Here is a 22,639-nt window from a genome sequence, read left to right on the forward strand (position 1 = left end):
GACGTTGGTCTGCCGCGTCGGGCGTCATCGCAGCCGCTGGGAGCGGGTCGATGCGCAAATGTGGGGCGCAGGATACTGAGTTTTGCCGGGGATTCCCAGCCTGAAGTGCGGTTTAGAGCGACCGCAGTCGAACAAATTCGAGGTTTGTACCGATTATCAGGGCCTCATCGCGAGCAGGCTCAATTCTACAGGGGGCTTTGCAGCCCGTGCGATCATAGAAACGGCACCACTGGCCGGCGTTTGCTCAGGGTCGACCACCAGAATACCCAACCCAATATATGGATCCGATGCTCTTCAATTTGCGCCGGGTGGAAGACTTCGTCCGGGTATTCGGCGCTGTTGTGGCTGCGCAGGCGCAGACCGTTGCCGGGCATGCGGTGCAGGTATTTGATGCGCAGCATGCCGGCGTGTTCGATGGCGTAGATTTCGCCGTCGACGACTTGAGTCAGGCGGCGGTCGATGGCGACGATGGAGCCGTCTTCGATGCAGTCGGCCATGCTGTTGCCGATCATGTGTGCGCAGATGGCGTCGGCGGGGCGAATGTCCAGTTGCTCGAGGTGTGAGCGCAGCAGGCGGACGGAGAGGTCCGGGTCCTGAATGACATGGGTTTTGTCGGAGTCGTTGGGCAGTGGTGTTTCTTTGAAAAACGCGAGTTCGATGTCGTTGGGATGGATGAATCGATAGGCGCCCTGCGGATCTTGGGCGTCAAAGCTGTCGCCATTACTGGCAGTCGGCGTCAGGCTCGGCAGCTCTTTTGTGCCTTCACCGGTTTTCAGCCATTCGCTGTTGACGGACAGCAGGCGTGAGACTTCTTCCATGCGATACGCCGGGACGCCCCGGGTGTACCAGTTGTGGACATTTTGGGCTTCCGTGCCCCAGAACTTTGCGAAACCCGTCGTCGAGATGTTCGCTGCTTCCAGGAGTGCCTTGAATCTTGGACCGCTAGTGTTCTTTCTCATAAACACGGAGTCTACGGCCGTGCCAGAGCAGTTTGAATAAACCGGGCGTTCAAAAACGGGCTGAATTTTGCGACGGGATGTAAGACGTCCTTGTGGGAAATTACACAGGCTAAAACTTTTCTGTAGTCCTTCATAAACACACTGTTTAAGGCGGCTTTTCCCAGGCACAAAAAACCCCGGATCAACCGGGGTTTTCTTCAAGCATCACGCGTAGCGCAAGTGCTTAGCCTTTGTAGGCTGCAACCGACTTGGTGATCGCGTCGCGAGCGGCGTCAGCACCGGCCCAACCTTCGATCTTGACCCACTTGCCTTTTTCGAGATCTTTGTAGTTCGCGAAGAAGTGCTCGATCTGCTGAATCAGCAGTGGTGGCAGGTCGGTGTATTCCTTCACGTCGACGTACAGCTGGGACAGCTTGTCGTGTGGCACTGCGATGACTTTGGCATCGCCGCCGCCGTCGTCGGTCATGTTCAGGATGCCGACTGGACGGGCGCGGATCACCGAGCCTGGAGCAACCGGGTAAGGGGTCACGACCAGCACGTCGAGGGGATCACCGTCGTCAGCCAGGGTGTTCGGGATGTAACCGTAGTTGGCCGGGTAGAACATTGGGGTGGCCATGAAACGGTCAACGAACAGGCAATCGCTGTCTTTGTCGATTTCGTATTTGATCGGCGCGTGGTTGGCCGGGATCTCGATCGCGACGTAGATGTCGTTCGGCAGGTCTTTGCCAGCCGGAATCTTGCTGTAGCTCATTGGGCGTTGCCCCCGTAGTTGACCAAAAACACTTGGCCGGATTGACCAAAAAGTGGCGGCGATTATAGGCATATTCTGCCGGGCGCGCCATGTACCGAAAGTCGTGCAGAGGTCAGTCGTGCGCCTGATAGACCGGGTCTGTGGCCTGAAGTTGCCGCAACCTGCCCAACGGGTCCTGCCGATAAAAAAGCTGCAGTTGCGCGTACACCTGTGGATAACTTTCGTGCAGCACATCCGGGGCGCTGAAGAAGTACTCGCTGGTGACGGCGAAGAACTCGGCCGGGTTCTCGGCGGCATACGGGTCAATGGCGGTTTCGGCATCAGTGTTGCGGTCGAGTTGATGGTTGAGGTCGTCGTAGGCCTTTTGCATCACCTCGGCCCAGTCGCTGACGCGCATGTCGGCGTGCAGCGGCGGCAGGCCGTTGGCGTCGCCGTTGAGCATGTCGAGTTTGTGTGCCAGTTCGTGGATCACCAGGTTGTAGCCTTCCCAGCCCCCACTGGCCATCACGCCCGGCCAGGCGAGGATGATCGGCCCCTGCTGCCAGGCTTCGCCGCTGTGTTCACCATCCCATTCATGTTCGACGCCGCTGGCATCGCGATGGCGCTGCGGGCTGAGGAAGTCATCGGGGTAGAGGACGATTTCGTGGAAACCCTGATACCAGTTCAAATCACCGAGATTGAGCAGCGGTAATTGCGCCTGGGCGGCGAGCAGCAGGCGTTGTTCCTGATGCAGTTCGACGCCGGGCAGGGCGGTCAGGTGTTTTTCTTCGAGAAACAGCACGCAGGCTTCGCGCAGCCACTGGTCTTCGGCGGCGCTGATGCCGTCAAGAAAGCTCAGGTGATGGCGCACCCGTTGCCACATGTCATCGGCAATCGGGTGCTTCGCCAGAATGCGCCGGCGTCGCCAGGCGCTCAGCGACCACATCGGCTTAGTGCGATTGCGCTTTGGTGCCGCCGAAGCGGCTGCGCATGACGCCGATAATCATTGGCACCAGCGACAGCAGAATGATGCCGACGACCAAGAGCGACAGGTTTTTCTTGATGAACGGCACGTTGCCGAAGAAATACCCCAGCGTTACCAATCCACCGACCCAGAGAATCGTGCCCAACACGCTGAAACCGAAAAAACGTGGATAAGGCATCTTCGCCACGCCGGCGACGAATGGCGCGAAGGTGCGAATGATCGGCAGAAAGCGCGCCAAGGTAACGGTTTTCCCACCATGCTTGTCGTAGAAATCGTGAGTTTTTTGCAGATAGTCGCGGCGGAAGATTTTCGAATTCGGATTGGTGAACAGCTTTTCCCCGACGGTTCTTCCGATCACGTAATTGGTGCTGTCGCCCAGGATCGCCGCCAACATCAGCAGACCGCCCAGCAGCACCGGGTCCATGCCTCCGCCAGCGGCAACGGCACCGGCGATGAACAGCAGCGAATCGCCCGGCAGGAACGGCATGACCACCAGACCGGTCTCGCAGAAAATCACCAGGAACAGGATGGCGTAGATCCATGGCCCGTAATTGTTCACCAGCAAATCGAGGTAAACGTCGAGATGCAGGATAAGGTCGAGCGGGTTGAAATCCATGGAGGCACCTGTGGTGATGGCCCGACTCGGCAGGCCTGTGCGGATGACTTCGTGTAAGCCTACAACGGGGTGTAGTTTTTCTTACAAGCCGGAAAGATCGGGATTATACGGTCTGAAAGATGAAAAGCGCGTTGGTTTTGTAGCGGGGGATGTCGGGGTGTGAGGATTTGTCAGGGAGGCATGGATTTTGGTGGCGAGTGTTTTTTGTGGCAAGGGCGCTTGCTCCCGCTGGAGGGCGCAGCACTCCCGAATCCGCAGGCATGCGGTGAGCCTGCGGGATCGAGGTGTTGGGGTTTGGGGCTGCTTTGCAGCCCAGCGGGAGCAAGCTCCCTCGCCACAGGAGCTGTCCGAAGTCGGTCCAGGGGTCAGAGTTCTTCGCTGATCGGCAGCACGTAGTTCTTGAACTCGGTGTCTTCCTTGAATCCGATCGATTCATAGGTTTTCTGCGCCACCTCGTTATCGGCACTGGTGGACACGCGCATGCGTACGGCCTGGGTTTCCTTGGCCATTTTCTTCGCGGTGCGTATCAGGTTGTCGGCGACCAGTTGGCGGCGGGCGTCTTCGGCGACGTAAATGTCATTGAGGATCCATACGCGCTTGAGCGACAGCGAGGAAAAGCTTGGATACAACTGACAGAACCCCATCAGTTTCTTGTCGTCATCATCGGCCAGAGCCAGGTAGATCACCGACTCTTTGCGGCGCAGGCGTTTTTCGAGAAACGCGCGCGAGGAGTCCGGATAAGGCAGGGAACCGTAGAACTCGCGATATTTGACGAACAACGGAGTCAACAAATCCAGATGTTCGAGGGTCGCTTGAATAATCCGCATGATAGGTCTCGTCTTCAAGTGGCTGTCTTCAACTGCTCTGACGGCGATGGGAAACCCTGGCGGCCGTGTATCGATCCTGCCTGAAACCTGCGCAGAAACGCAATGCGGAAACGGTTCAGGTTGAGGGCGCATCCAGTAGGAAATTTCCTTTCATGTCTGCACCTGCGTCCGACTCCAGCGTCTGAACCTGTGCTTCGTCCTTCAGATTGACCCCCGACAGCTGCCGCCGGCAGGCCTCGCGCATCAGGTACAGCAAGCGATGCGCCGCCATCCCGTAGCTCAAGCCCTCCAGCCGCACGTTGGAAATGCAATTGCGGTAGGCATCGGTCAGTCCGATTTTTGGATTGTAGGTGAAATATAAACCGAGGCTGTCCGGCGAACTGAGACCCGGGCGCTCACCAATGAGCATCACGACCATTTTTGCGCCGAGCAGTTGGCCGATTTCATCACCGACGGCGACTCGCCCCTGTTCGACCAGCACGATGGGGGCAATGGACCAGCTGTCAGCGCTCATCTGTTCTTCCAGGCGTGTGAGAAACGGCAACGTATGCCGATGCACAGCCAGTGCCGACAGACCGTCCGCCACGACAATCGCCAGATCAACGCCGCCCGGATGTGCCGCCGCGTAATCGCGCAGACTCTGCGCCGCGTCTGCGCTCAACTTGCGCCCCAGGTCCGGGCGTTGCAGGTAGCTGTTGCGATCCGTTGCCGCGCTGTGCAGTAAAAGGCTTTCGCGCCCGCGTTCGCTGAGTTGCGCGCTGAGCCCTGCATGATCGAACGGCAGATGCACCGCATCCCGCGCTTGCGCGTGGGCAAACTGGAAATCCAGTTGAGCGCTGGTCGGCAGACTGGTGCCGGTGCGGCCGAGGGCGATACGTGCCGGGGTCAGGCGGCGCAGTTCCAGCCATGGGTTTTGCGGGTCGACAGGCGGTTTTTCCATAAGACTCATCCCAGTTGCGCCAAGGCCTGGCGGAAGGCCGGCGGCAGGTTATTGCCGAAATGCACCTTGCCGTCCGCTTGGGTGAAGATGCCCATTCTGGCCAGCCATTGTTCAAACTCCGGCGCCGGTTTCAGGCCCAGGGTCTGACGCGCGTAGAGCGCGTCGTGGAACGAAGTGGTCTGGTAATTGAGCATGATGTCGTCGGAGCCGGGGATGCCCATGATGAAGTTGATCCCGGCGACACCCAAGAGGGTCAGCAGGGTGTCCATGTCGTCCTGATCGGCTTCGGCGTGGTTGGTGTAGCAGATGTCGCAGCCCATCGGCACGCCGAGCAACTTGCCGCAGAAGTGGTCTTCGAGACCGGCGCGGATGATCTGTTTACCGTTATAGAGGTATTCCGGGCCGATAAATCCTACGACGGTGTTCACCAGGAACGGCTTGAAATGTCGCGCCACGGCGTAGGCCCGTGTCTCGCAGGTCTGTTGATCGACGCCGTGGTGGGCGTTGGCCGACAGGGCGCTGCCCTGACCGGTTTCGAAATACATCAAATTTTGCCCGAGGGCGCCGCGATTCAGGCTCAGACCGGCGTCATAGCCTTCCTGCAAGACATTCAGGTTGATGCCGAAACTGGCGTTGGCCGTTTCGGTGCCGGCGATGGACTGGAACACCAGGTCCAGCGGCACCCCACGGTTGATCGCCTCGATCGAGGTGGTGACGTGGGTCAGCACGCAGGCCTGGGTCGGGATGTCGTAGCGCTGGATGATCGCGTCGAGCATTTCCAGCATCGCGCAGATGGAGGCGATGCTGTCGGTGGCCGGGTTGATGCCGATCATCGCGTCGCCGTTGCCGTAGAGCAGACCGTCGAGAATGCTCGCGGCGATCCCGGAAGGCTCGTCGGTCGGGTGATTCGGTTGCAGACGGGTCGACAAACGACCGCGCAGGCCGATGGTGCCGCGAAATTTCGTTACGACACGAATTTTCTGCGCGACCAGCACCAGATCCTGCACGCGCATGATCTTCGACACCGCCGCGACCATTTCCGGCGTCAGCCCGGGAGCGAGGGCGCGCAGGCTGTTTTCATCGGCGGCGTCACTGAGCAGCCAGTCGCGAAAACCGCCGACGGTGAGATGGCTGACGACGGCGAAGGCCTGTTTGTCGTGGGTGTCGATGATCAGTCGGGTGACTTCATCGGACTCGTAAGGAATCAGCGCTTCCTGCAGGAAATGCGTTAGCGGAATGTCAGCCAGTGCCATTTGCGCCGCCACGCGCTCGCCGTCATTGAGTGCGGCGACACCGGCGAGAAAATCCCCGGAGCGCGCAGGGCTGGCCTTGGCCATCACATCCTTGAGGCTGTCGAAGCGAAAGGTCTGGGCGCCGACGGAATGGGCAAATTCGGCCATGGGACGGTGTCCTCCGGTAATGCGGGAATATGTTTTTGTAGGAGTGAGCCTGCTCGCGATGCAGGCAACTCGGTGCAACAGTCATACCGCGTCGATGCGATCGCGAGCAGGCTCACTCCTACATGTTTCATGTGCACTTATATATAGCGGGCAACGGGTGAAAGGCCCGGTGCCGGTGCAACTAGATACCTTCGAGCATAGCGTCTGCCGGTGCTTCGGCGCGTTGCTTGGCGGTCAACTGGAAATACAGATAACCGGCGGCCATGAACCCCAGGAACACACAACCGATCAGCGTGTTGAACCACGCCATCGCCACCAGGCAAACCAGCGCCAGGAACAGCGCGATGGCCGGCACCACCGGGTAGCCCGGCGCGCGGAAGCTGCGTTCCAGGTTCGGCTCGGTTTTGCGCAGTTTGAACAGGCTGAGCATGCTGATGATGTACATCACGATCGCGCCGAACACCGACATGGTGATCATCGCAGCGGTCAGCGTCATGCCTTGCAGATTGACCAGACCGTCGCTGTAGATCGCGGCGATGCCGATCACGCCGCCGGCCAGAATGGCCCGGTGTGGTGTTTGAAAGCGCGAGAGTTTGGCCAGACCTTTCGGCAGATAACCGGCGCGGGCGAGGGCGAAGAACTGCCGTGAGTAGCCGAGAATGATGCCGTGGAAACTCGCCACCAGACCGAACAGGCCAATCCACACCAGCATGTGCATCCACGATGAGTTATTGCCAACCACGGCTTTCATTGCTTGCGGCAGTGGATCGTTGATGTTCGACAGTTGACGCCAGTCGCCGACACCGCCGGCCATCACCATCACACCGATGGCGAGGAATACCAGGGTCAGAATCCCGCTGACGTAGGCCTTGGGAATCGTGCGTTTCGGGTCTTTGGCCTCTTCGGCGGCCATGGCCGCGCCTTCGATGGCGAGGAAGAACCAGATCGCGAACGGTATCGCCGCGAAGATTCCGGGGATTGAGCCCATGGTGAACTCGTTCGAACCCGACCAGCCGTTGAGCACGAAGTTACTGAAGCTGAAGCCCGGCGCGACCACGCCCATGAACACCAGCAATTCGGCGACGGCCAGTACGGTGACCACCAGTTCGAATGTCGCTGCAATGCTGACGCCAAGAATATTCAGGGTCATGAAGACGAAATATGCGCCAACTGCCGCGATCTTCGGATCAAGCTCCGGGTACTGCACATTCAGATAAGCGCCGATGGCCATGGCAATCGCCGGTGGCGCGAAGACGAACTCAATCAGCGTGGCGATGCCGGCGATCAGCCCGCCCTTCTCTCCGAACGCCCGACGGCTGTAGGCAAACGGCCCGCCGGCGTGTGGGATTGCAGTGGTCAGTTCGGTGAAACTGAAAATGAAGCAGGTGTACATCGTCGCGACCATCAGCGCCGTGACCAGAAAACCCAGAGTCCCCGCGGTGCCCCAGCCGTAACTCCAGCCGAAGTATTCGCCGGAAATCACCAGGCCGACGGCAATGCCCCAAAGGTGCAGGGTGCCGAGTGTGGGTTTGAGCTGTGTGGTGGAAGTCATAAGTCCTCGCTGTCTTTTTTATTGTTTGATCTGTTGGACTTTCGGGTGTGGCGGTTTGGGTGGATGGATGCTGTTCACGCAGCGGCAGTTGTCGAGCAAATCCTGAATGACGGGTACGCAAGGGCCGTGCCAGAGCGGCCAGGCCTATGTGTCGTGTTATTTAGGACGCCAATCGCGAGCAGGCTCACTCCTACAGGAGGAATGTGGTGCAATTGTAGGAGTGAGCCTGCTCGCGATGGCGGTCGAATGGGCGACACCGAAACATCAGTGTCGCCCCAGCTTTTTAGAAGAAGCCCAACGGATTGATGTCGTAGCTCACCAGCAGGTTTTTCGTCTGCTGATAATGATCGAGCATCATCTTGTGGGTTTCACGGCCGACGCCGGACTTCTTGTACCCGCCGAACGCGGCGTGCGCCGGGTACAGGTGGTAGCAGTTGGTCCACACACGACCGGCCTTGATGGCGCGGCCCATGCGATAGGCGCGATTGATGTCGCGGGTCCACAGGCCGGCGCCGAGGCCGAACTCGGTGTCGTTGGCGATGGCCAGGGCTTCGGCTTCGTCCTTGAAGGTGGTGATGCTCACCACCGGGCCAAAGATTTCTTCCTGGAACACGCGCATTTTGTTGGTGCCCTTGAGCAGGGTCGGCTGGATGTAATACCCGGTCGACAGATTGCCCTCGAGTTTTTCCACTTTGCCGCCGGTCAGCAACTCGGCGCCTTCGCCCTTGGCGATTTCCAGATAGGAAAGAATCTTGTCGAATTGCTGTTCGGACGCCTGAGCGCCGACCATGGTGTCGGTGTCCAGCGGATCGCCACGTTTGATTTGCAGGACTTTCTTCATCACGACGGCCATGAACTCGTCGTAGATCGATTCCTGCACCAGTGCGCGGGAAGGGCAGGTGCAGACCTCGCCCTGGTTGAAGAACGCCAGCACCAGACCTTCAGCGGCCTTCTCGATGAACGTCGGCTCGGCCTGCATGATGTCTTCGAAGAAGATGTTCGGCGACTTGCCGCCCAGCTCCACGGTGGATGGAATGATGTTTTCGGCGGCGCATTTCATGATGTGCGAGCCGACCGGGGTCGAGCCGGTGAAAGCGATCTTGGCGATGCGTTTGCTGGTTGCCAACGCTTCGCCGGCTTCTTTGCCGAAGCCTTGCACGACGTTGAGTACGCCCGGCGGCAGCAGGTCGCCGATCAGTTCCATCAGCACGGTGATACCCAGCGGTGTCTGTTCGGCAGGCTTGAGCACCACGCAGTTACCGGCGGCCAGCGCTGGCGCGAGTTTCCACGCGGCCATCAGGATCGGGAAGTTCCAAGGGATGATCTGGCCGACCACGCCCAGTGGTTCATGGATGTGATACGCCACGGTGTTGCCGTCGATTTCGGCAGCGCTGCCTTCCTGGGCGCGCAGGCACCCGGCGAAGTAGCGGAAATGGTCGGCGGCCAGCGGGATGTCGGCGTTGAGGGTTTCGCGGACGGCTTTGCCGTTGTCCCAGGTTTCGGTGATCGCCAGCAGTTCGAGGTTCTGTTCGATGCGGTCGGCGATTTTCAGCAGGATCAGCGAGCGCGCCTGCACGGAGGTCGCGCCCCATGCATCGGCAGCGGCGTGGGCGGCGTCCAGTGCCTTGTCGATGTCTTCGGCAGTGGAGCGCGGGAATTCGGCAATTGGCTGGCCATTCACTGGCGAGGTATTGGTGAAGTACTGACCTTTGACAGGCGCGACGAACTCGCCGCCGATGTAGTTACCGTACTTGCTCTTGAACGAGACTTTGGCGCCTTCAGTACCGGGGTGAGCGTAACGCATGATGATGTTCTCCTTGGCTTTGTACTTATTAGAGAAACGCGCAATTGCGCTTGCTATAAGCGTAGAGCAAAGGTCGGGCCACTGCCGTGCAGGTCAGGTAAATCAAGGTGTTGCGCGGTTTTTGTCGGACGAGCGGATCGCGTCTGTGACGCTTTCGGTACAGGTGTCGTGACACTTTGTACCGTTTTCGGCACAGCCTGTGACCGGGCAGTCTTGCCAGCATTGCAATGCCGTTGCGGCTGGAGGATCCTCAGCCAACAGTAATCCTGTAGGAGCTGCCGCAGGCTGCGATCTTTTGATTTTGCTTTTTTGCAGATCAAGATCAAAAGATCGCAGCCTGCGGCAGCTCCTACACGAGGTTTGCGTCGACCTTTCGGGGAGAACAATAAGAAATGCACGACAACCATTTGAGTCGCCATGCCCAACAGGTTCTCACGGCCACACAGGGCAAATCGCACCTGCACGGGCCGGGAGCCGATCCATCGATTGCCCGCTCGTGGCTGCGCTGTCTTGAGGACTATCACCTCGATCCGGCCCAGAGCATGGCGCCGACCGTGCTCGAACACGGGCGTGTCCTCGAAAGCCGCGAGCGTCTGCAGCAGGTGTTGCAGATCGCCGGCAATGAAATGAGCAGCCTGCATCAACAACTTTCCGGCGCCGGCCACGCGGTTTTGCTGACGGATGCGCGCGGGGTGATCCTCAACTGCGTCACCGCACCTGCCGAACGCAAGATCTTCGAGCGCGCCGGCCTTTGGCTCGGCGCCGACTGGAGCGAAGCCTGCGAAGGCACCAACGGCATCGGCACCTGCCTGGTCGAGCGTCAGGCCCTGACCATTCATCAAGATGAACACTTTCGCGGCCGTCACACCGGCCTGACCTGTTCGGCGAGTCCGGTGTTCGATCCGCATGGCGAACTGCTCGCGGTGCTCGACGTGTCGTCGGCGCGCCACGATGTTTCGCGACAGAGCCAGTTCCACACCATGGCACTGGTCAATCTGTCGGCGAAGATGATCGAGAGCTGCTACTTCCTGCGCTGTTTCGATAATCAATGGTTGCTGCGTTTTCACTTGCAGGCCGAGTCTGTTGGGTTGTTCAGCGAAGGCTTGCTGGCGTTTGACGGCGAAGGGCGGATCAGTGCGGTCAATCAGAGTGCGCTGAATTTGCTGGGGCATATTCGCGGTGGTTTGCTGGGCAAACCGGTGGAGGCGTTTTTCGATTGTTCGCTGGATGAATTGCTCGGCCGCGCGAGTGCCAATGCCAGCGCCAGTTGGCCGTTGCGCACCCGCGATGGGCGACATCTGTTTGCCGTATTGCGCGGCGAGTCGCGCAAGCCGATGCCAATCATGCCGGCCAGGGTGGTGCCCGAGGCGCCACGTCTGTCGGGCATCTGCCTCGGTGACACCGCGTTGCAGGCGGACTTCCGTAAAGCCCTGCGCGTGTTCGAACGCGATGTACCGCTGTTGATCAATGGCGAAACCGGCTCCGGCAAAGAGGCGTTCGCCAAAGCGGTGCATCAGGCCAGTCAACGCTCAAGCAAGGCCTTCGTCGCCCTCAACTGTGCGGCCATTCCCGAGAGCCTGATCGAGAGCGAGCTGTTCGGCTATCGTGGCGGCAGCTTCACCGGTGCGCGCAAGGACGGTATGCGCGGCAAGTTGCAGCAGGCCGACGGCGGCACGTTGTTCCTTGATGAAATCGGCGACATGCCGCTGGCCTTGCAGACTCGCTTGCTGCGGGTGCTGGAGGATCGACAGGTGGTGCCGATCGGTGGCGAGCCGGAAGCGGTCAACGTGCGGATTATCAGCGCGACTCACCGCAATCTGCTGGAGCGGGTGGCGGACGGCAGTTTCCGCGAGGATTTGTATTACCGGCTCAATGGGTTGGAAGTTGGATTACCGGCGTTGCGCGAGCGTAGTGATAAATCGCAGCTGCTGGATTTTTTGCTGGCCGAAGAGGCTGACGGCGAAACGATTTTGATCGAAGAACCGGCGCGGGAGGCCTTGCTGGCGTTCAACTGGCCGGGGAACGTGCGGCAATTGCGCAACGTGCTGCGTACGCTGGCGGCGTTGTGTGATGAAGGGCGGATCGGGCTGGAGGATTTGCCGGTGATGATTCGGCAGTTGCGGCCGCCCGTCGTGGAAACGCCGACATCCGATCACCCGCTGGAAGACGCCGAGCGGTCGGCATTGCTGAATGCCCTTGAGCAAACGCGCTGGCACATGACTCACACGGCGCAGCAACTCGGTGTCAGCCGCAACACCCTCTACCGAAAACTGCGCAAACACGGCATCGCCCGCACCGCGTAACTCCCCTGTAGGAGCTGCCGAAGGCTGCGATCTTTTGATCCAGCTTTTTAAAATCAAAAGATCGCAGCCTGCGGCAGCTCCTCCGGGAAAGGTGTGTCTATCAAATCTCCTGATCAGCTAAAGAGTGCGATTTCCCCCTCCCTACGCTAACCTGCGGCCATGTTTTACGAGGTCGACTATGCACATTCATATTCTGGGTATCTGCGGGACTTTCATGGGCTCGATGGCCGTTCTGGCCAAAGAACTGGGCCATCACGTGACCGGCTCCGACGCCAACGTCTATCCGCCGATGAGCACACAGCTTGAGGCCCAAGGCATTCAGCTGACTCAGGGCTACGACCCGGCCCAGCTCGATCCGGCGCCGGATCTGGTGGTGATCGGCAACGCCATGTCCCGCGGCAATCCGGCGGTGGAATATGTGCTGAACAAAGGCCTGCCGTACGTTTCCGGCCCACAGTGGCTGGCCGATCATGTGCTGCAGGGTCGCTGGGTATTGGCTGTCGCTGGCACCCACGGCAAAACCACCACCAGCAGCATGCTCGCCTGGGTGCTGGAACACGCCGGCATGAGCCCGGGCTTCCTGATCGGCGGCGTGCCGCAGAACTTCTCGGTATCGGCACGTTTGGGCGGTACGCCGTTCTTCGTGATCGAAGCCGACGAATACGACAGCGCGTTCTTCGACAAACGTTCGAAGTTCGTTCACTACCGCCCACGCACCGCGATCCTCAACAACCTTGAGTTCGATCACGCGGACATCTTCCCGGATCTGCCGGCCATCGAGCGGCAATTCCATCATCTGGTGCGTACGATCCCGAGCGAAGGCCTGGTGATTCACCCGACCACCGAGCCTGCCTTGCAGCGTGTGATCGAGATGGGCTGCTGGACTCCGGTTCAGACCACTGGTGTCGGCGGTCAGTGGCAGGTCAAATTGCTCAAAGACGACGGCTCGGCGTTCGAAGTGATGTTCGAAGGTGTGTCCCAGGGCACGGTCGAGTGGGAGCTGACTGGTCAGCACAACGTCGCCAACGCCTTGGCCGCGCTGGCGGCGGCGCGTCATGTCGGCGTTGTGCCGTCGATGGGCATCGCCGGGTTGAGTGCGTTCAAGAACGTCAAACGCCGCATGGAAAAAGTCGCCGAAGTACGCGGCATCACCATTTACGACGACTTCGCCCATCACCCGACGGCGATTGCCACCACGCTCGACGGCCTGCGCAAACGCATCGGCGATGCACCGCTGATCGCGATCATCGAGCCGCGCTCCAACTCGATGAAGCTCGGCGCGCACCGTGACGGTTTGCCGGAGAGTGTGAACGATGCCGATCAGGTGATCTGGTACGCGCCGGCCAATCTTGGCTGGGATCTGGGCGCGACCGCTGCGCTGTGCAGCGTGCCGTCGATTGTCAGCGATTCGCTGGAAGGCATCATCGAACGCGTGAAGAGCCAGGCTCAGCCCGGCACCCATGTGGTGATCATGAGCAACGGCGGCTTCGGCGGCCTGCACGGCAAACTCGCCGAGGCGTTGCAATGAACACTCGTTTCGAGAGCAGCGGCCCGGAACGCATCACGCTGGCGATGACCGGCGCTTCAGGCGCGCAGTACGGTTTGCGCCTGCTCGATTGTCTGGTGCGTGAAGATCGCGAGGTGCACTTCCTGATCTCCAAGGCAGCGCAACTGGTGATGGCCACCGAGACCGACGTCATGCTGCCGCCCAAGCCGCAGACGATGCAGGCGTTCCTCACCGAATACACTGGGGCTGCCGCCGGGCAGATCCGTGTTTACGGCAAGGAAGACTGGATGTCGCCGGTGGCCTCGGGCTCTGGAGCTCCCGCCGCGATGGTCGTGGTGCCGTGTTCGACCGGCACGTTATCGGCGATTGCCACGGGCGCCTGCAACAACCTGATCGAACGTGCGGCAGACGTGACGTTGAAGGAGCGTCGCCAGTTGATTCTGGTGCCGCGTGAAGCGCCGTATTCGAGCATTCATCTGGAGCACATGCTCAAGCTGTCGAACATGGGCGTGACCATTCTTCCTGCGTCTCCGGGTTTTTATCACCAGCCGCAAACCATCGATGACCTGATCGATTTCGTCGTGGCACGGATTCTCAATCTGCTGGGTATTCCTCAGGACATGCTGCCGCGTTGGGGCGAGCATCATCTGAGCAGCGATGAATAAGCTGCTGGCGTCTCTGTTGGTGATAGTGCTGTCGCTGCATCTGACGGGTTGCGCCACCGCGCGAACGCTTGATGCGGCCAAGCCTGGGGCGCCAGTGGTGTATTCGGGGACGCGGCTGGATTTGTATGCAATGAGTGGCGGGTGTTGCGCGATGGATCGGTTTGGCGCTGAGGCACCGAGCTATCCGGGGGTGGATCTGCCGGCGAGTGCTTTGCTCGATACGCTGCTTTTGCCGTTGTCTTTGCTCACCGTGCTCGGTGTGAGTTTTCAAGCGACGGGCGGATTGTAAAAAGCAAAAGATCGCCGCCTGCGGCAGCTCCTACAGGTGGTTGATATCAGTCACGGATCCGTGGCGATAACCAATTCCCCTGTAGGAGCTGCCGCAGGCTGCGATCTTTTGATCTTATTTGCCGAGCTTCCTCAGATCATCCGACTCAATCACCCGAACCCCATCCTGCTCTTCCAGCGCCAGCCGCCACATCGCTCGCGCCAGTTGGCACGCCTCGATGCCACGGTATTTACCCGGAATCAGCTTCGACAACGGCCCGGCCAGCTGTTCGGCCAGACGTGGCTCAGTGCGTTCACCCAACAACAGCGATGGCCGGCAAATGGTCAACTGCGGCCAGTCCTGCGCACGTAGGGCTTCTTCCATTTCACCCTTGACGCGGTTGTAGAAAACCGACGATTTAGGATCGGCGCCAATCGCACTGATCACGATCAGATGTCGCGCGCCCATCTCCCGCGCACGCTTGGCGAAGGCCACGACCATGTCCAGATCGACCGCACGGAACGCCTGTTCCGAGCCCGCCTGCTTGATGGTCGTGCCGAGGCAGCAGTAAGCGATGTCGACGCGGCCGCTGAGCTGCGGCAGAAAAACCTGCGGATCGCCGACCGGGTTTTCCAGATGAGGATGTTCGGCCAATGGCCGACGCGAAGGGGCGAGCACGCGAGTAATCGTTGGCTCATTGAGCAAACGGTCGAGTAGATGTTCACCGGTCAATCCGGTGGCTCCGGCAAGCAATACGTGCTGAGGCGTCAAGTACATGGTGTCTCTCCCTTGATACTGTTCAGCTTAGTTGCTGTTTGTCGCTCCGTCGTTCAATGCAGCACTTTGCAACGCTTTTCTGGCTTGCTGTTTACGCAGCAACTGCCAGTGCGACAGCACGGTTTTCGGCGCCCAGATTTGCGGCTCCGAGGCTTCGAAATTGTCCGCCAGTTCACGCTCGGCGACGGTGGCCTTGGCCAGTTTGAACGCTTGTTCGAGATCGTCGGTCTGGTTCAGCGCCTGGGCGAACAGCGCATCGCCGAAGTAGGTGAAGTTGGCCTCTTCGGAACAGCCGAAGGACACACGATCGGCCCGCGAGGCGGTCATGATCAGCGTGCGCTCGTCTTTGAGGGCCGGGATGAAACCGCCGGAATAGCACGAGGAAATCACGATGATCTTGTCGCGATTTTTCAGCGGCGCGAGTACGGCGGCGAGTTCATCGGCGGGGAGGTCGGCCAGTTCCATGCGCGGCTGGTCGAGCACCAGTTCGTGTTCGGCAGTGCCGTGGCTGGTCAGGTAGATGAACAGCAAATCTTCCGGGCCGCTGCGCTCGGCCAGGGTTTGCGCGGCGCGGCGCAGGTTTTCACGGGTGGCCATCGGCCGATCGCCGAGGTGGTCGCGGTGGTTGACCAGACGGATCTGGCCATAGGCGCCGAAACGCGTGCTGAGCATGTTGGCGACGTAATCGGACTCGCGCAGAAACACGCTCTGCTTGCCGTCGCCACCGAGGGTCAGGGTGTACAACTCGACCGCAGGCGTCGAGGCCGGGATGGCGGCCAGCGCGTCGTCGAGCAAACGGCCCTGAGCGAGCAGGCCGAGTTCGAGGGTGTCGGGAAGCAACTTGCCATCGGCATCGCGCACGCGCTGGCCGTTGATCCAGGTGCCGCTCATCACGCTGCCATCGGTCAGCACCAGGGTGCCACGTCCGGTGTAGCTGTCGTTGTCGAAGCCGCCGATGTAGAAACTGCCGTCGGGCAGGTTCAAACGCCCCTGGCCGCTGAAGCGCCAGTCGCTGAACGAGCCGATGTAATGGCTGCCGTCGGCGCCGATCAATTCGCCCTTGCCGGTCAGCGCGCCTTCCTTGAACTGGCCGAGCCAGACGTCGCCGTCAGCGTTTTCGTAGCGGCCCTTGCCGTGCAATTGATTGTTCTTGAAGCCGCCGACATAGATGTCGCCGTCGGCGCTGTTGAACGTGCCATTGCCCTCCAGCTGACCGTTGACGAAGTGGCCGGTGAACGAGTTGCCGCTGGCGTCGCCACGCTGGCCCTCGCCATTTGGTTTACCGTGGGCAAACTGGCCTTGATAGGAGCTGCCGTCATCCATTTCCAGACGGCCAAGCCCGGAATATTGATCGGCCTTGAACTCGCCACGATAGGTCATGGCGTTTTCCTTGAGGGTGCCTTCGCCATCCCGTCGACCGAGTTTGAACCCGCCGGTGTAACTGCTGGCGTTGGTCGTCAGGCTGCCTTGACCGTCGAAAAGCCCTTGCTGGAACTGGCCGCGATAGACCTCGCCGTTGCTGCCGTGCCATTCGCCCTGACCGTGCCACTGGCCCTTGTCGAACTGCCCGGCATACCAACTGCCATTGGGGTAATCGACACGCCCCTGACCCTGCAGCAAGCCATCGACCAATTCGCCACGATAGCGTCCGCCGTCCGGCAGGCGCGCATCCGGCGGCAACAGCGATTCGCCGTCGCCGCAAGCGGCAAGCATCAGGGTCAAGGCAAGGGGAGCAAGAGAAGCGAGTGGGCGCATAGCGGGATCCGGGCAATTAGGCGACCGAGTATGCCGCAGCTATGTGACCTTATACAGCCGCCGGAAGGAAGCGGATGCGAAACAGCGTGCGCTGTTTCGCATCCCGGCGCTTAAACGAAGCAGAGCGACAGCGGTTCGGCGATATAGGCCGGTTTGTCCGAGCCTTCTATCTCCAGTGTCGCGGTGGCTTTGAGCAGCCACTGGCCAGGTTTTTTCTCGGTCACTTCGCCCAGATCGACCTTCAGGCGAACTTTGGAATTGACCTTCACCGGCTGAATGAAACGCACGCTGTCCAGGCCGTAATTGACCACCATCTTCACGCCTTGCGGCAGCACGAGGATGTCTTCCATCAATTTCGGCATCAGCGACAACGACAGGAAACCGTGGGCAATGGTGCTGCCGAATGGCGTTTGCGCGGCTTTGACCGGGTCGACGTGAATGAACTGATAATCACCGGTGGCTTCGGCGAACAGGTTGATGCGTTCCTGATCGATGGTGAGCCATTCGGAACGTCCGAGTTCCTTGCCGACATAATCTTTGAGCTCTGCAACTGGAACATAGGGCATTGAGACTCTCCTTGGGTTCATCGGTTTTATAGTTTTTCAGGTGGGGGATTTGACCGCCCTGCGAACCACTGTAGATCATCATGGCGATTTGCTCAGGTCAACCGACCATGCTTTTGGCGAATGCCGATCCATAGCGCAGGCGTGCTTATAATGCCGGGCGCTTTCTGTCGGAGATGTCAGATGTTGTTACGTGGCCTGACCCTGCTGGTGCTGTTCCAATTGCTCGGCACGGCACTCAATCATTTGCTGTTGCCGGTGCTGCCGGGGCCGATCATTGGCCTGCTGTTGCTGCTGATATTCCTGATCATTCGCGGTGAAGTCGGCGAGCCGCTGAACCTTGCCGCCAGCAGTTTGCTGCGTTATCTGCCGCTGCTGCTGGTGCCGCCCGCGGTGGGTGTGATGGTGTATGCCGCGGACATTGCCGCCGATTTCTGGGCGATTGTCGGTGCACTGGTGGTGTCGCTGATCCTGTCGATGGCCTTCGCCGGGGTGCTGATGCAGCGCCTGGTCAAGCGTCACGCACGGCATTCGGAGGAGTCCTGATGCTCTTCGATTGGCACGGCGCCTGGGCGTCGGTGATTCACCATCCACTGTTCGGCATCGGTATCACCCTCGGTGCTTATCAACTGGTGCTGGCGGCGTTCGAGAAAACCCGTTGGATCTTTCTGCAACCGGTGCTGGTCTCCATGCTGTTGGTGATCGGTGTTCTTGTCGGCTGCGGCCTGACCTATGCCGAGTACCGCAAGAGCACCGAGATTCTCAGCATTCTGCTGGGGCCGGCGACGGTCGCGCTGGCAGTGCCGCTTTATCTCAACCTGCGGCGCATCCGCCAATTGTTCTGGCCGATTTTTACTACGCTGGTGATAGGCGGGGTGGTCGCCACGGGCATGGGCGTGGCGCTGGGCTGGTGGTTCGGTGCCGAGCACATGATCCTGATGACCATGGCGCCGAAGTCCGTGACGTCACCGATTGCGATGCTGGTGGCCGAGCAGATCGGTGGCGTCGCGGCGCTGGCGGCGGTGTTCGTGCTGATCACTGGAGTGATCGGCGCGATCTTCGGCCCGGCGCTGCTTAACCGTCTCGGCGTACACAGCCCCGAGGCGCGCGGCATGGCGCTGGGCATGACCGCGCACGCGGTCGGCACGGCGGTGGCGATGCAGGAAAGTGAGGAGTGCGGCGCCTTCGCGGCACTGGCGATGAGTCTGATGGGCGTGGCCACGGCGGTGTTCCTGCCGTTGGCGGTGTCGATGGTGGTGTAAGGAAATGTCTATGAGTCTGCCGCTTTTCCCGCTGAACACAGTGCTGTTTCCCGGCTGCAACCTCGACTTGCAGATCTTCGAAGCGCGCTATCTGGACATGATCGGTCGCTGCATGAAACAGGGCGGTGGCTTTGGCGTGGTGTGCATCCTCGATGGCCATGAAGTCGGCGTCGCGCCGCAAGGCTTTGCCCTGGTCGGGTGCGAGGCGCGCATCACTGACTTTCAGCAGCAGGACAACGGTCTGCTGGGGATTCGCGTGCAGGGCGGCCGTCGCTTCCACGTGTTGCGCACTGAAGTGCAACGCGACCAGTTGATTCTCGCCGACGTCGAGTGGCTGGACGACGAACCCGAGCAACCGTTGCAGGATGAAGACGCCGACCTGGTGGCGTTGCTCAAGGCGCTGGCGGAGCACCCGATGGTCGAAGCGTTGAACATGGGCACCGAAGCGGTTGGTCAGCAATCGCTGGCAAACCAATTGGCTTATCTGTTGCCCTTCGCCGAGGAAGACAAGATCGACCTGCTGCAACTCGACGACCCTCAGCAACGCCTGGATGCAATACAAGCATTGCTCGATGAATTGCAGGGTGAACTGTTCGCCTAGTTTTACTTTGAATCAACTCCCGTTACTTGCCAGCATTGTTTTGGCTTTTCCTTTGACTTAATTTCAAGTTGCCCGCAGGACGCGGGTGACCTGGTTAATAATAAGGATAAGTCATGACTGTTTATGAAGATGAGTGGGGCTTCTGGGACGATATTGCCGGTAAGTATATTTTGAAACATGCCGGTAGCGATCATAACGTTAATCACGTTATTGAAGCGGCGGCGGTCTACGCCGATTTGATGGTCATCGAGCGTCGTAAACGCAAGGCCGCCAAAATTCCTGCCAACGATATTCCTCGTGTTTCCGCCACGGTAGAGTCTGTCGCTCCGATGGCTGCGGCCTGAATTTTCTTGTCATGCAGAAGGATCAGTTGCTGCGGATGGATAAGCGGCAAGACTTCTGCGTGGAGGTGGTTTTATGTCTACGAATAAAAGAGACAACATTGCATTTACCGCAAATCTTTATGTCAACGGGCTGCCAGTGGTGCTTAATCAGCAACGCCTGAAGCAGCGTTTACGCGACTCGCGGATAACCCAAAGTGAGAAGCTCGATGTTGAAGTAGCACTGGCGGACCTGCGCGAATCGAGTTTTATTACCCTCGCCGACCATGAGGATGACAAACCGCTGCTGCTGAAATTCACGCCACAGGGCGACAGCTATGCGATCAATGTTGTGCTGCGCGGTATGAATGATGGCGCACGATTGATCATAGAGAGTAATACGCACAATCTACTGGTCAGTCAGAACGAACAAAGTGAGTTTTTTTCAATCAGCAAGAGCGCAGTGATGCGAGCCAGACTGAGTGATCTTGAAAGCGGCCCGACTTATATCGGGCTGGCGAGCGAGTCGAATAAAAAACCGCTGTATCGCGACACCGTTAATAGAATGGATATTTTCAAAAGTGTGGATCCGAATGTGACGGGGCATATTGCTTATAACAATAAACCGGTAGTTTTTGTGTTCAAGCTTATTGATAAGCTCCCGGTTGAGGCTTGATGAAACACGCCATTCATTTGTGCAATGAATGGCGTGTTTCACACGTTCAAATTATTTTGCGAATCAGGTTCTGTAGTGCTCGGGAACGGGCCACGCAATGTCGTTGGCAAATGTATTGTTACCTTTCGGTAAATTGAGTATCTCCCCGCCAGCATTTGCAACTCGATTGATCAGTGCGTCGTAAGGGGTGTAGCCAACGAGTTCTACAGAGCGTGCGTCGGCGCCTGTCCACGTTGCTTTCTCGATTTCCTCGGCGTCTTCGCCTGCTTGCCGAAAGATGTCTTCAACCCGGGCAGCCCGCTTCAAGTCCGAGTGCACCAGCCAGATCCTTTCGGCGCTGATGCCCCGCGTAGGCATTGATATCCGGCCTTCGAGTGTATCCCCGTCAAAATCCGTGTTGATCAGATAAATGTTTTCCACCCGGGGTACGACCTCGACGCCGCGGGTGTCGATGACATACAGGAACCCCAGTTTTTGTTCGCGTCGCAGCAATGGATAGTCGCGCGAGTCGTCCATTTCAAACGATGTATCAGATTCCCCGTCGGTGCTGTGTCGACCTCCGCCTGACGCATCGCTGTCACTGAAGTGTCCCGGATAGCGATTGGCCTGGGTGTTGTAATGCCGAGGGTTGGAGTAGTAATCAAAACTCATGTAGGACAAGGCATTGGCAAGGCCAAATGTCGCGCTCAAGGCCCGTTTGGTGGTCGAGTCAGAGGGGTTGCCACGCAGTTTTATCAGTCGTTTGTCGCGAGCCAGTTCGAAAGGCGTACGCAGATCAGCACGAAACATCCCCGGGATGTCAGTCCGATACAGCGAGTCGCGCACATTGCGCTTGTAACCTGCATGCTCCAGATAGCTTTGCAGAAACTGACGGTCATAGCGTTTATCAACGTCGGGTAATGAGTCGTTGAACTGTTCACCTTCATTTCTCAATCTGAGAATGTATGGATCCAGTTCTTCGGCAATTAGCTTGAACCGTTGCTCGTCATTACTCTGGGTCAATTGCTTGTGCTGTTCGGCCCATTCGGGGAACGGTCCGTTTTGCAGATCTTGCCGCAAACGAGTCTGCTGGGCCGCCGTCAAGTTGTAGCTGCGCAGGAGGTCCGAGCGCTCGCTCAGCGATTTCTGTGGATGGAGCCATTTCAATGAGTCAGCCAAATACCGGGAGACATCCGGTTCGTCGAAACGGGTGGCCCAGTCAGGCGCCCTGCCAAGGGCTTGCGCTTCGGTGCGAAAGACTTGAGCTTCGGCGCCGTGCAGGCGGTAGGCACTCCAGATTTCGCCATCGGTCCAGTGCGCAAGCGGTGTGGCAGATGAGTCTGCTGGCGCGTGGGACCGAACGGCCTTGACCCAATTGCCGCTGCGAGAATCTCTGAGCGCCAAAAGGTCAGTGGGTAACCATCCATTGGCTTCGAAATAGTTGCGCCTGGAAACGCCGTAGTAGCCTTGGCTATCCGGTAAATGATGGATGGAGTAGTCGAGGTGATCGTAATACTCAACCGGCTTTTTCAGGCTCCAGGTGTTGCCGTTGGCGATTCGATAAAGCGGTGGCCCGGAGGGATTGCGTTCGGAAGGCAGCTTTGCCCGCCAGGCTTTCATGGCGTCATCGAACATCACCATCACTGTCTGCGTGCCGCTTTCTGCATGATCGCCGGCCACTTCGGCGAATTGCCTGCCTTTGTAGGATTTCAGTCCGGCTGTATCGGGCGCGGATAACTCGCGTCCGGGTTTTTGTACGTAGGGTTGCAGTGGCGAAACCGGGGCGGTATGCACCACCGCGGTGGCGTCCGATAGCGGCGTGACCGATACCGTCACGGCAGGCTCGGTGTGCACTGTCCTTCCTGACGAACTTTCCAGTCCGCCTTCTGATGGGAGCGGGGTTGACCCCCCGGGCCTGATGCGACCGGGCAGATTGAAATCCAGGTGTTCCAGCCCGGTGTCAGGTGTGACGGGGCGGGATGTCGAAGGCGTGGAGGTATCGACTTCAGGCGTTAATCGAGGGACTTTCGGTTTGTTGCGCATAAAGGTGGGACTCCATGTCGATAAGTCAGCCGATCCAATGGCTGACTGAAGTTTCCCGATGTGGTGATGGACATCACATCGGGCGTTTCACATTAAGCAGGTCGTGC

Annotated in this window: 22 protein-coding genes; 9 read left to right on the forward strand and 13 right to left on the reverse strand. The window is 59.1% G+C overall.

Annotated elements, in window-relative coordinates; all coding sequences use genetic code 11:
- Positions 1–212: 212 nt before the first annotated feature.
- From JFT86_RS10420 to JFT86_RS10460, 9 genes are all read right to left on the reverse strand, one after another.
- Positions 213–959, reverse strand: coding sequence for a helix-turn-helix transcriptional regulator (locus tag JFT86_RS10420; protein ID WP_201236651.1), 747 nt, complete (start codon positions 957–959; stop codon positions 213–215).
- A 223-nt stretch (positions 960–1,182) separates the two neighbouring features.
- On the reverse strand, positions 1,183–1,710 hold the full coding sequence (gene ppa, locus JFT86_RS10425) for an inorganic diphosphatase (protein ID WP_008052339.1): 528 nt from the start codon (positions 1,708–1,710) through the stop codon (positions 1,183–1,185).
- Positions 1,711–1,822: 112 nt separating this feature from the next.
- Complete coding sequence (locus tag JFT86_RS10430) at positions 1,823–2,635, reverse strand: zinc-dependent peptidase (protein WP_201236652.1); 813 nt, start codon at positions 2,633–2,635, stop codon at positions 1,823–1,825.
- A gap of 4 nt (positions 2,636–2,639) precedes the next feature.
- Positions 2,640–3,290, reverse strand: coding sequence for a DedA family protein (locus JFT86_RS10435; RefSeq protein ID WP_201236653.1), 651 nt, complete (start codon positions 3,288–3,290; stop codon positions 2,640–2,642).
- Between the two features lie 365 nt (positions 3,291–3,655).
- Positions 3,656–4,117 (reverse strand): GNAT family N-acetyltransferase, encoded by a 462-nt coding sequence (locus JFT86_RS10440; RefSeq protein ID WP_074691599.1) that lies wholly within the window; start codon positions 4,115–4,117, stop codon positions 3,656–3,658.
- A 115-nt stretch (positions 4,118–4,232) separates the two neighbouring features.
- Positions 4,233–5,057, reverse strand: a complete 825-nt coding sequence (gene eutC, locus JFT86_RS10445) for an ethanolamine ammonia-lyase subunit EutC (RefSeq protein ID WP_201236654.1) — start codon at positions 5,055–5,057, stop codon at positions 4,233–4,235.
- A gap of 5 nt (positions 5,058–5,062) precedes the next feature.
- Positions 5,063–6,457, reverse strand: coding sequence for an ethanolamine ammonia-lyase subunit EutB (locus JFT86_RS10450; RefSeq protein WP_201236655.1), 1,395 nt, complete (start codon positions 6,455–6,457; stop codon positions 5,063–5,065).
- Positions 6,458–6,638: 181 nt separating this feature from the next.
- Positions 6,639–8,009 (reverse strand): ethanolamine permease, encoded by a 1,371-nt coding sequence (gene eat / locus JFT86_RS10455; protein WP_201236656.1) that lies wholly within the window; start codon positions 8,007–8,009, stop codon positions 6,639–6,641.
- 283 nt (positions 8,010–8,292) lie between these two features.
- Positions 8,293–9,813: an aldehyde dehydrogenase family protein gene (locus tag JFT86_RS10460; protein ID WP_201236657.1), complete on the reverse strand. Its 1,521-nt coding sequence runs from the start codon at positions 9,811–9,813 to the stop codon at positions 8,293–8,295.
- Positions 9,814–10,205: 392 nt separating this feature from the next.
- Here JFT86_RS10460 and JFT86_RS10465 point away from each other — a divergent pair, with 392 nt between their 5' ends.
- From JFT86_RS10465 to JFT86_RS10480, 4 genes are all read left to right on the forward strand, one after another.
- Positions 10,206–12,116, forward strand: coding sequence for a sigma-54-dependent Fis family transcriptional regulator (locus JFT86_RS10465; protein ID WP_201236658.1), 1,911 nt, complete (start codon positions 10,206–10,208; stop codon positions 12,114–12,116).
- Between the two features lie 178 nt (positions 12,117–12,294).
- On the forward strand, positions 12,295–13,644 hold the full coding sequence (gene mpl, locus JFT86_RS10470) for a UDP-N-acetylmuramate:L-alanyl-gamma-D-glutamyl-meso-diaminopimelate ligase (protein ID WP_201236659.1): 1,350 nt from the start codon (positions 12,295–12,297) through the stop codon (positions 13,642–13,644).
- Positions 13,641–14,288, forward strand: coding sequence for a flavin prenyltransferase UbiX (ubiX, locus tag JFT86_RS10475; RefSeq protein ID WP_201236660.1), 648 nt, complete (start codon positions 13,641–13,643; stop codon positions 14,286–14,288). The genes mpl and ubiX overlap by 4 nt, the downstream gene beginning before the upstream one ends.
- On the forward strand, positions 14,281–14,577 hold the full coding sequence (locus tag JFT86_RS10480; RefSeq protein ID WP_201236661.1) for a YceK/YidQ family lipoprotein: 297 nt from the start codon (positions 14,281–14,283) through the stop codon (positions 14,575–14,577). Before ubiX ends, JFT86_RS10480 begins: the two co-directional genes overlap by 8 nt.
- A gap of 114 nt (positions 14,578–14,691) precedes the next feature.
- On the opposite strand, the gene JFT86_RS10485 is transcribed toward JFT86_RS10480, so the two are convergent.
- The 3 genes from JFT86_RS10485 to JFT86_RS10495 all read right to left on the reverse strand — a co-directional run bounded on the left by JFT86_RS10485 (position 14,692) and on the right by JFT86_RS10495 (position 17,654).
- Entirely contained in the window at positions 14,692–15,333 is a 642-nt protein-coding gene (locus JFT86_RS10485) for an oxidoreductase (protein ID WP_201236662.1), read from the reverse strand.
- 27 nt (positions 15,334–15,360) lie between these two features.
- Positions 15,361–17,088 (reverse strand): C13 family peptidase, encoded by a 1,728-nt coding sequence (locus tag JFT86_RS10490; RefSeq protein WP_201236663.1) that lies wholly within the window; start codon positions 17,086–17,088, stop codon positions 15,361–15,363.
- 110 nt (positions 17,089–17,198) lie between these two features.
- Positions 17,199–17,654 carry a MaoC family dehydratase gene (locus JFT86_RS10495; RefSeq protein ID WP_201236664.1) on the reverse strand — a complete coding sequence of 152 codons (456 nt, stop codon included), beginning with the start codon at positions 17,652–17,654 and terminating at the stop codon, positions 17,199–17,201.
- A 180-nt stretch (positions 17,655–17,834) separates the two neighbouring features.
- Here JFT86_RS10495 and JFT86_RS10500 point away from each other — a divergent pair, with 180 nt between their 5' ends.
- From JFT86_RS10500 to JFT86_RS10520, 5 genes are all read left to right on the forward strand, one after another.
- Positions 17,835–18,197 (forward strand): CidA/LrgA family protein, encoded by a 363-nt coding sequence (locus tag JFT86_RS10500; RefSeq protein ID WP_201236665.1) that lies wholly within the window; start codon positions 17,835–17,837, stop codon positions 18,195–18,197.
- Positions 18,197–18,913, forward strand: a complete 717-nt coding sequence (locus tag JFT86_RS10505; RefSeq protein ID WP_103303700.1) for an LrgB family protein — start codon at positions 18,197–18,199, stop codon at positions 18,911–18,913. Before JFT86_RS10500 ends, JFT86_RS10505 begins: the two co-directional genes overlap by 1 nt.
- 10 nt (positions 18,914–18,923) lie before the next feature.
- Entirely contained in the window at positions 18,924–19,514 is a 591-nt protein-coding gene (locus JFT86_RS10510) for an LON peptidase substrate-binding domain-containing protein (RefSeq protein WP_201236666.1), read from the forward strand.
- Positions 19,515–19,627: 113 nt separating this feature from the next.
- Positions 19,628–19,858 (forward strand): hypothetical protein, encoded by a 231-nt coding sequence (locus JFT86_RS10515; RefSeq protein ID WP_201231439.1) that lies wholly within the window; start codon positions 19,628–19,630, stop codon positions 19,856–19,858.
- 73 nt (positions 19,859–19,931) lie between these two features.
- Positions 19,932–20,510 carry a hypothetical protein gene (locus tag JFT86_RS10520; RefSeq protein ID WP_201236667.1) on the forward strand — a complete coding sequence of 193 codons (579 nt, stop codon included), beginning with the start codon at positions 19,932–19,934 and terminating at the stop codon, positions 20,508–20,510.
- A 63-nt stretch (positions 20,511–20,573) separates the two neighbouring features.
- Here JFT86_RS10520 and JFT86_RS10525 read toward each other — a convergent pair whose 3' ends face one another.
- Positions 20,574–22,532, reverse strand: coding sequence for a hypothetical protein (locus JFT86_RS10525; protein ID WP_201236668.1), 1,959 nt, complete (start codon positions 22,530–22,532; stop codon positions 20,574–20,576).
- Positions 22,533–22,639 lie beyond the last annotated feature (107 nt).

Origin of the sequence: Pseudomonas sp. TH06 (assembly GCF_016651305.1) — a bacterium.
In the GTDB taxonomy this organism is placed as follows: Bacteria; Pseudomonadota; Gammaproteobacteria; order Pseudomonadales; family Pseudomonadaceae; genus Aquipseudomonas.

Bases quoted from the DNA above. Each gene is read 5' to 3' on its own strand.
- JFT86_RS10420 (WP_201236651.1), bottom strand. From the start codon at position 959: ATGAGAAAGAACACTAGCGGTCCAAGATTCAAGGCACTCCTGGAAGCA.
- ppa (WP_008052339.1), bottom strand. From the start codon at position 1,710: ATGAGCTACAGCAAGATTCCGGCTGGCAAAGACCTGCCGAACGACATC.
- JFT86_RS10430 (WP_201236652.1), bottom strand. From the start codon at position 2,635: ATGTGGTCGCTGAGCGCCTGGCGACGCCGGCGCATTCTGGCGAAGCAC.
- JFT86_RS10435 (WP_201236653.1), bottom strand. From the start codon at position 3,290: ATGGATTTCAACCCGCTCGACCTTATCCTGCATCTCGACGTTTACCTC.
- JFT86_RS10440 (WP_074691599.1), bottom strand. From the start codon at position 4,117: ATGCGGATTATTCAAGCGACCCTCGAACATCTGGATTTGTTGACTCCG.
- eutC (WP_201236654.1), bottom strand. From the start codon at position 5,057: ATGGAAAAACCGCCTGTCGACCCGCAAAACCCATGGCTGGAACTGCGC.
- JFT86_RS10450 (WP_201236655.1), bottom strand. From the start codon at position 6,457: ATGGCCGAATTTGCCCATTCCGTCGGCGCCCAGACCTTTCGCTTCGAC.
- eat (WP_201236656.1), bottom strand. From the start codon at position 8,009: ATGACTTCCACCACACAGCTCAAACCCACACTCGGCACCCTGCACCTT.
- JFT86_RS10460 (WP_201236657.1), bottom strand. From the start codon at position 9,813: ATGCGTTACGCTCACCCCGGTACTGAAGGCGCCAAAGTCTCGTTCAAG.
- JFT86_RS10465 (WP_201236658.1), top strand. From the start codon at position 10,206: ATGCACGACAACCATTTGAGTCGCCATGCCCAACAGGTTCTCACGGCC.
- mpl (WP_201236659.1), top strand. From the start codon at position 12,295: ATGCACATTCATATTCTGGGTATCTGCGGGACTTTCATGGGCTCGATG.
- ubiX (WP_201236660.1), top strand. From the start codon at position 13,641: ATGAACACTCGTTTCGAGAGCAGCGGCCCGGAACGCATCACGCTGGCG.
- JFT86_RS10480 (WP_201236661.1), top strand. From the start codon at position 14,281: ATGAATAAGCTGCTGGCGTCTCTGTTGGTGATAGTGCTGTCGCTGCAT.
- JFT86_RS10485 (WP_201236662.1), bottom strand. From the start codon at position 15,333: ATGTACTTGACGCCTCAGCACGTATTGCTTGCCGGAGCCACCGGATTG.
- JFT86_RS10490 (WP_201236663.1), bottom strand. From the start codon at position 17,088: ATGCGCCCACTCGCTTCTCTTGCTCCCCTTGCCTTGACCCTGATGCTT.
- JFT86_RS10495 (WP_201236664.1), bottom strand. From the start codon at position 17,654: ATGCCCTATGTTCCAGTTGCAGAGCTCAAAGATTATGTCGGCAAGGAA.
- JFT86_RS10500 (WP_201236665.1), top strand. From the start codon at position 17,835: ATGTTGTTACGTGGCCTGACCCTGCTGGTGCTGTTCCAATTGCTCGGC.
- JFT86_RS10505 (WP_103303700.1), top strand. From the start codon at position 18,197: ATGCTCTTCGATTGGCACGGCGCCTGGGCGTCGGTGATTCACCATCCA.
- JFT86_RS10510 (WP_201236666.1), top strand. From the start codon at position 18,924: ATGAGTCTGCCGCTTTTCCCGCTGAACACAGTGCTGTTTCCCGGCTGC.
- JFT86_RS10515 (WP_201231439.1), top strand. From the start codon at position 19,628: ATGACTGTTTATGAAGATGAGTGGGGCTTCTGGGACGATATTGCCGGT.
- JFT86_RS10520 (WP_201236667.1), top strand. From the start codon at position 19,932: ATGTCTACGAATAAAAGAGACAACATTGCATTTACCGCAAATCTTTAT.
- JFT86_RS10525 (WP_201236668.1), bottom strand. From the start codon at position 22,532: ATGCGCAACAAACCGAAAGTCCCTCGATTAACGCCTGAAGTCGATACC.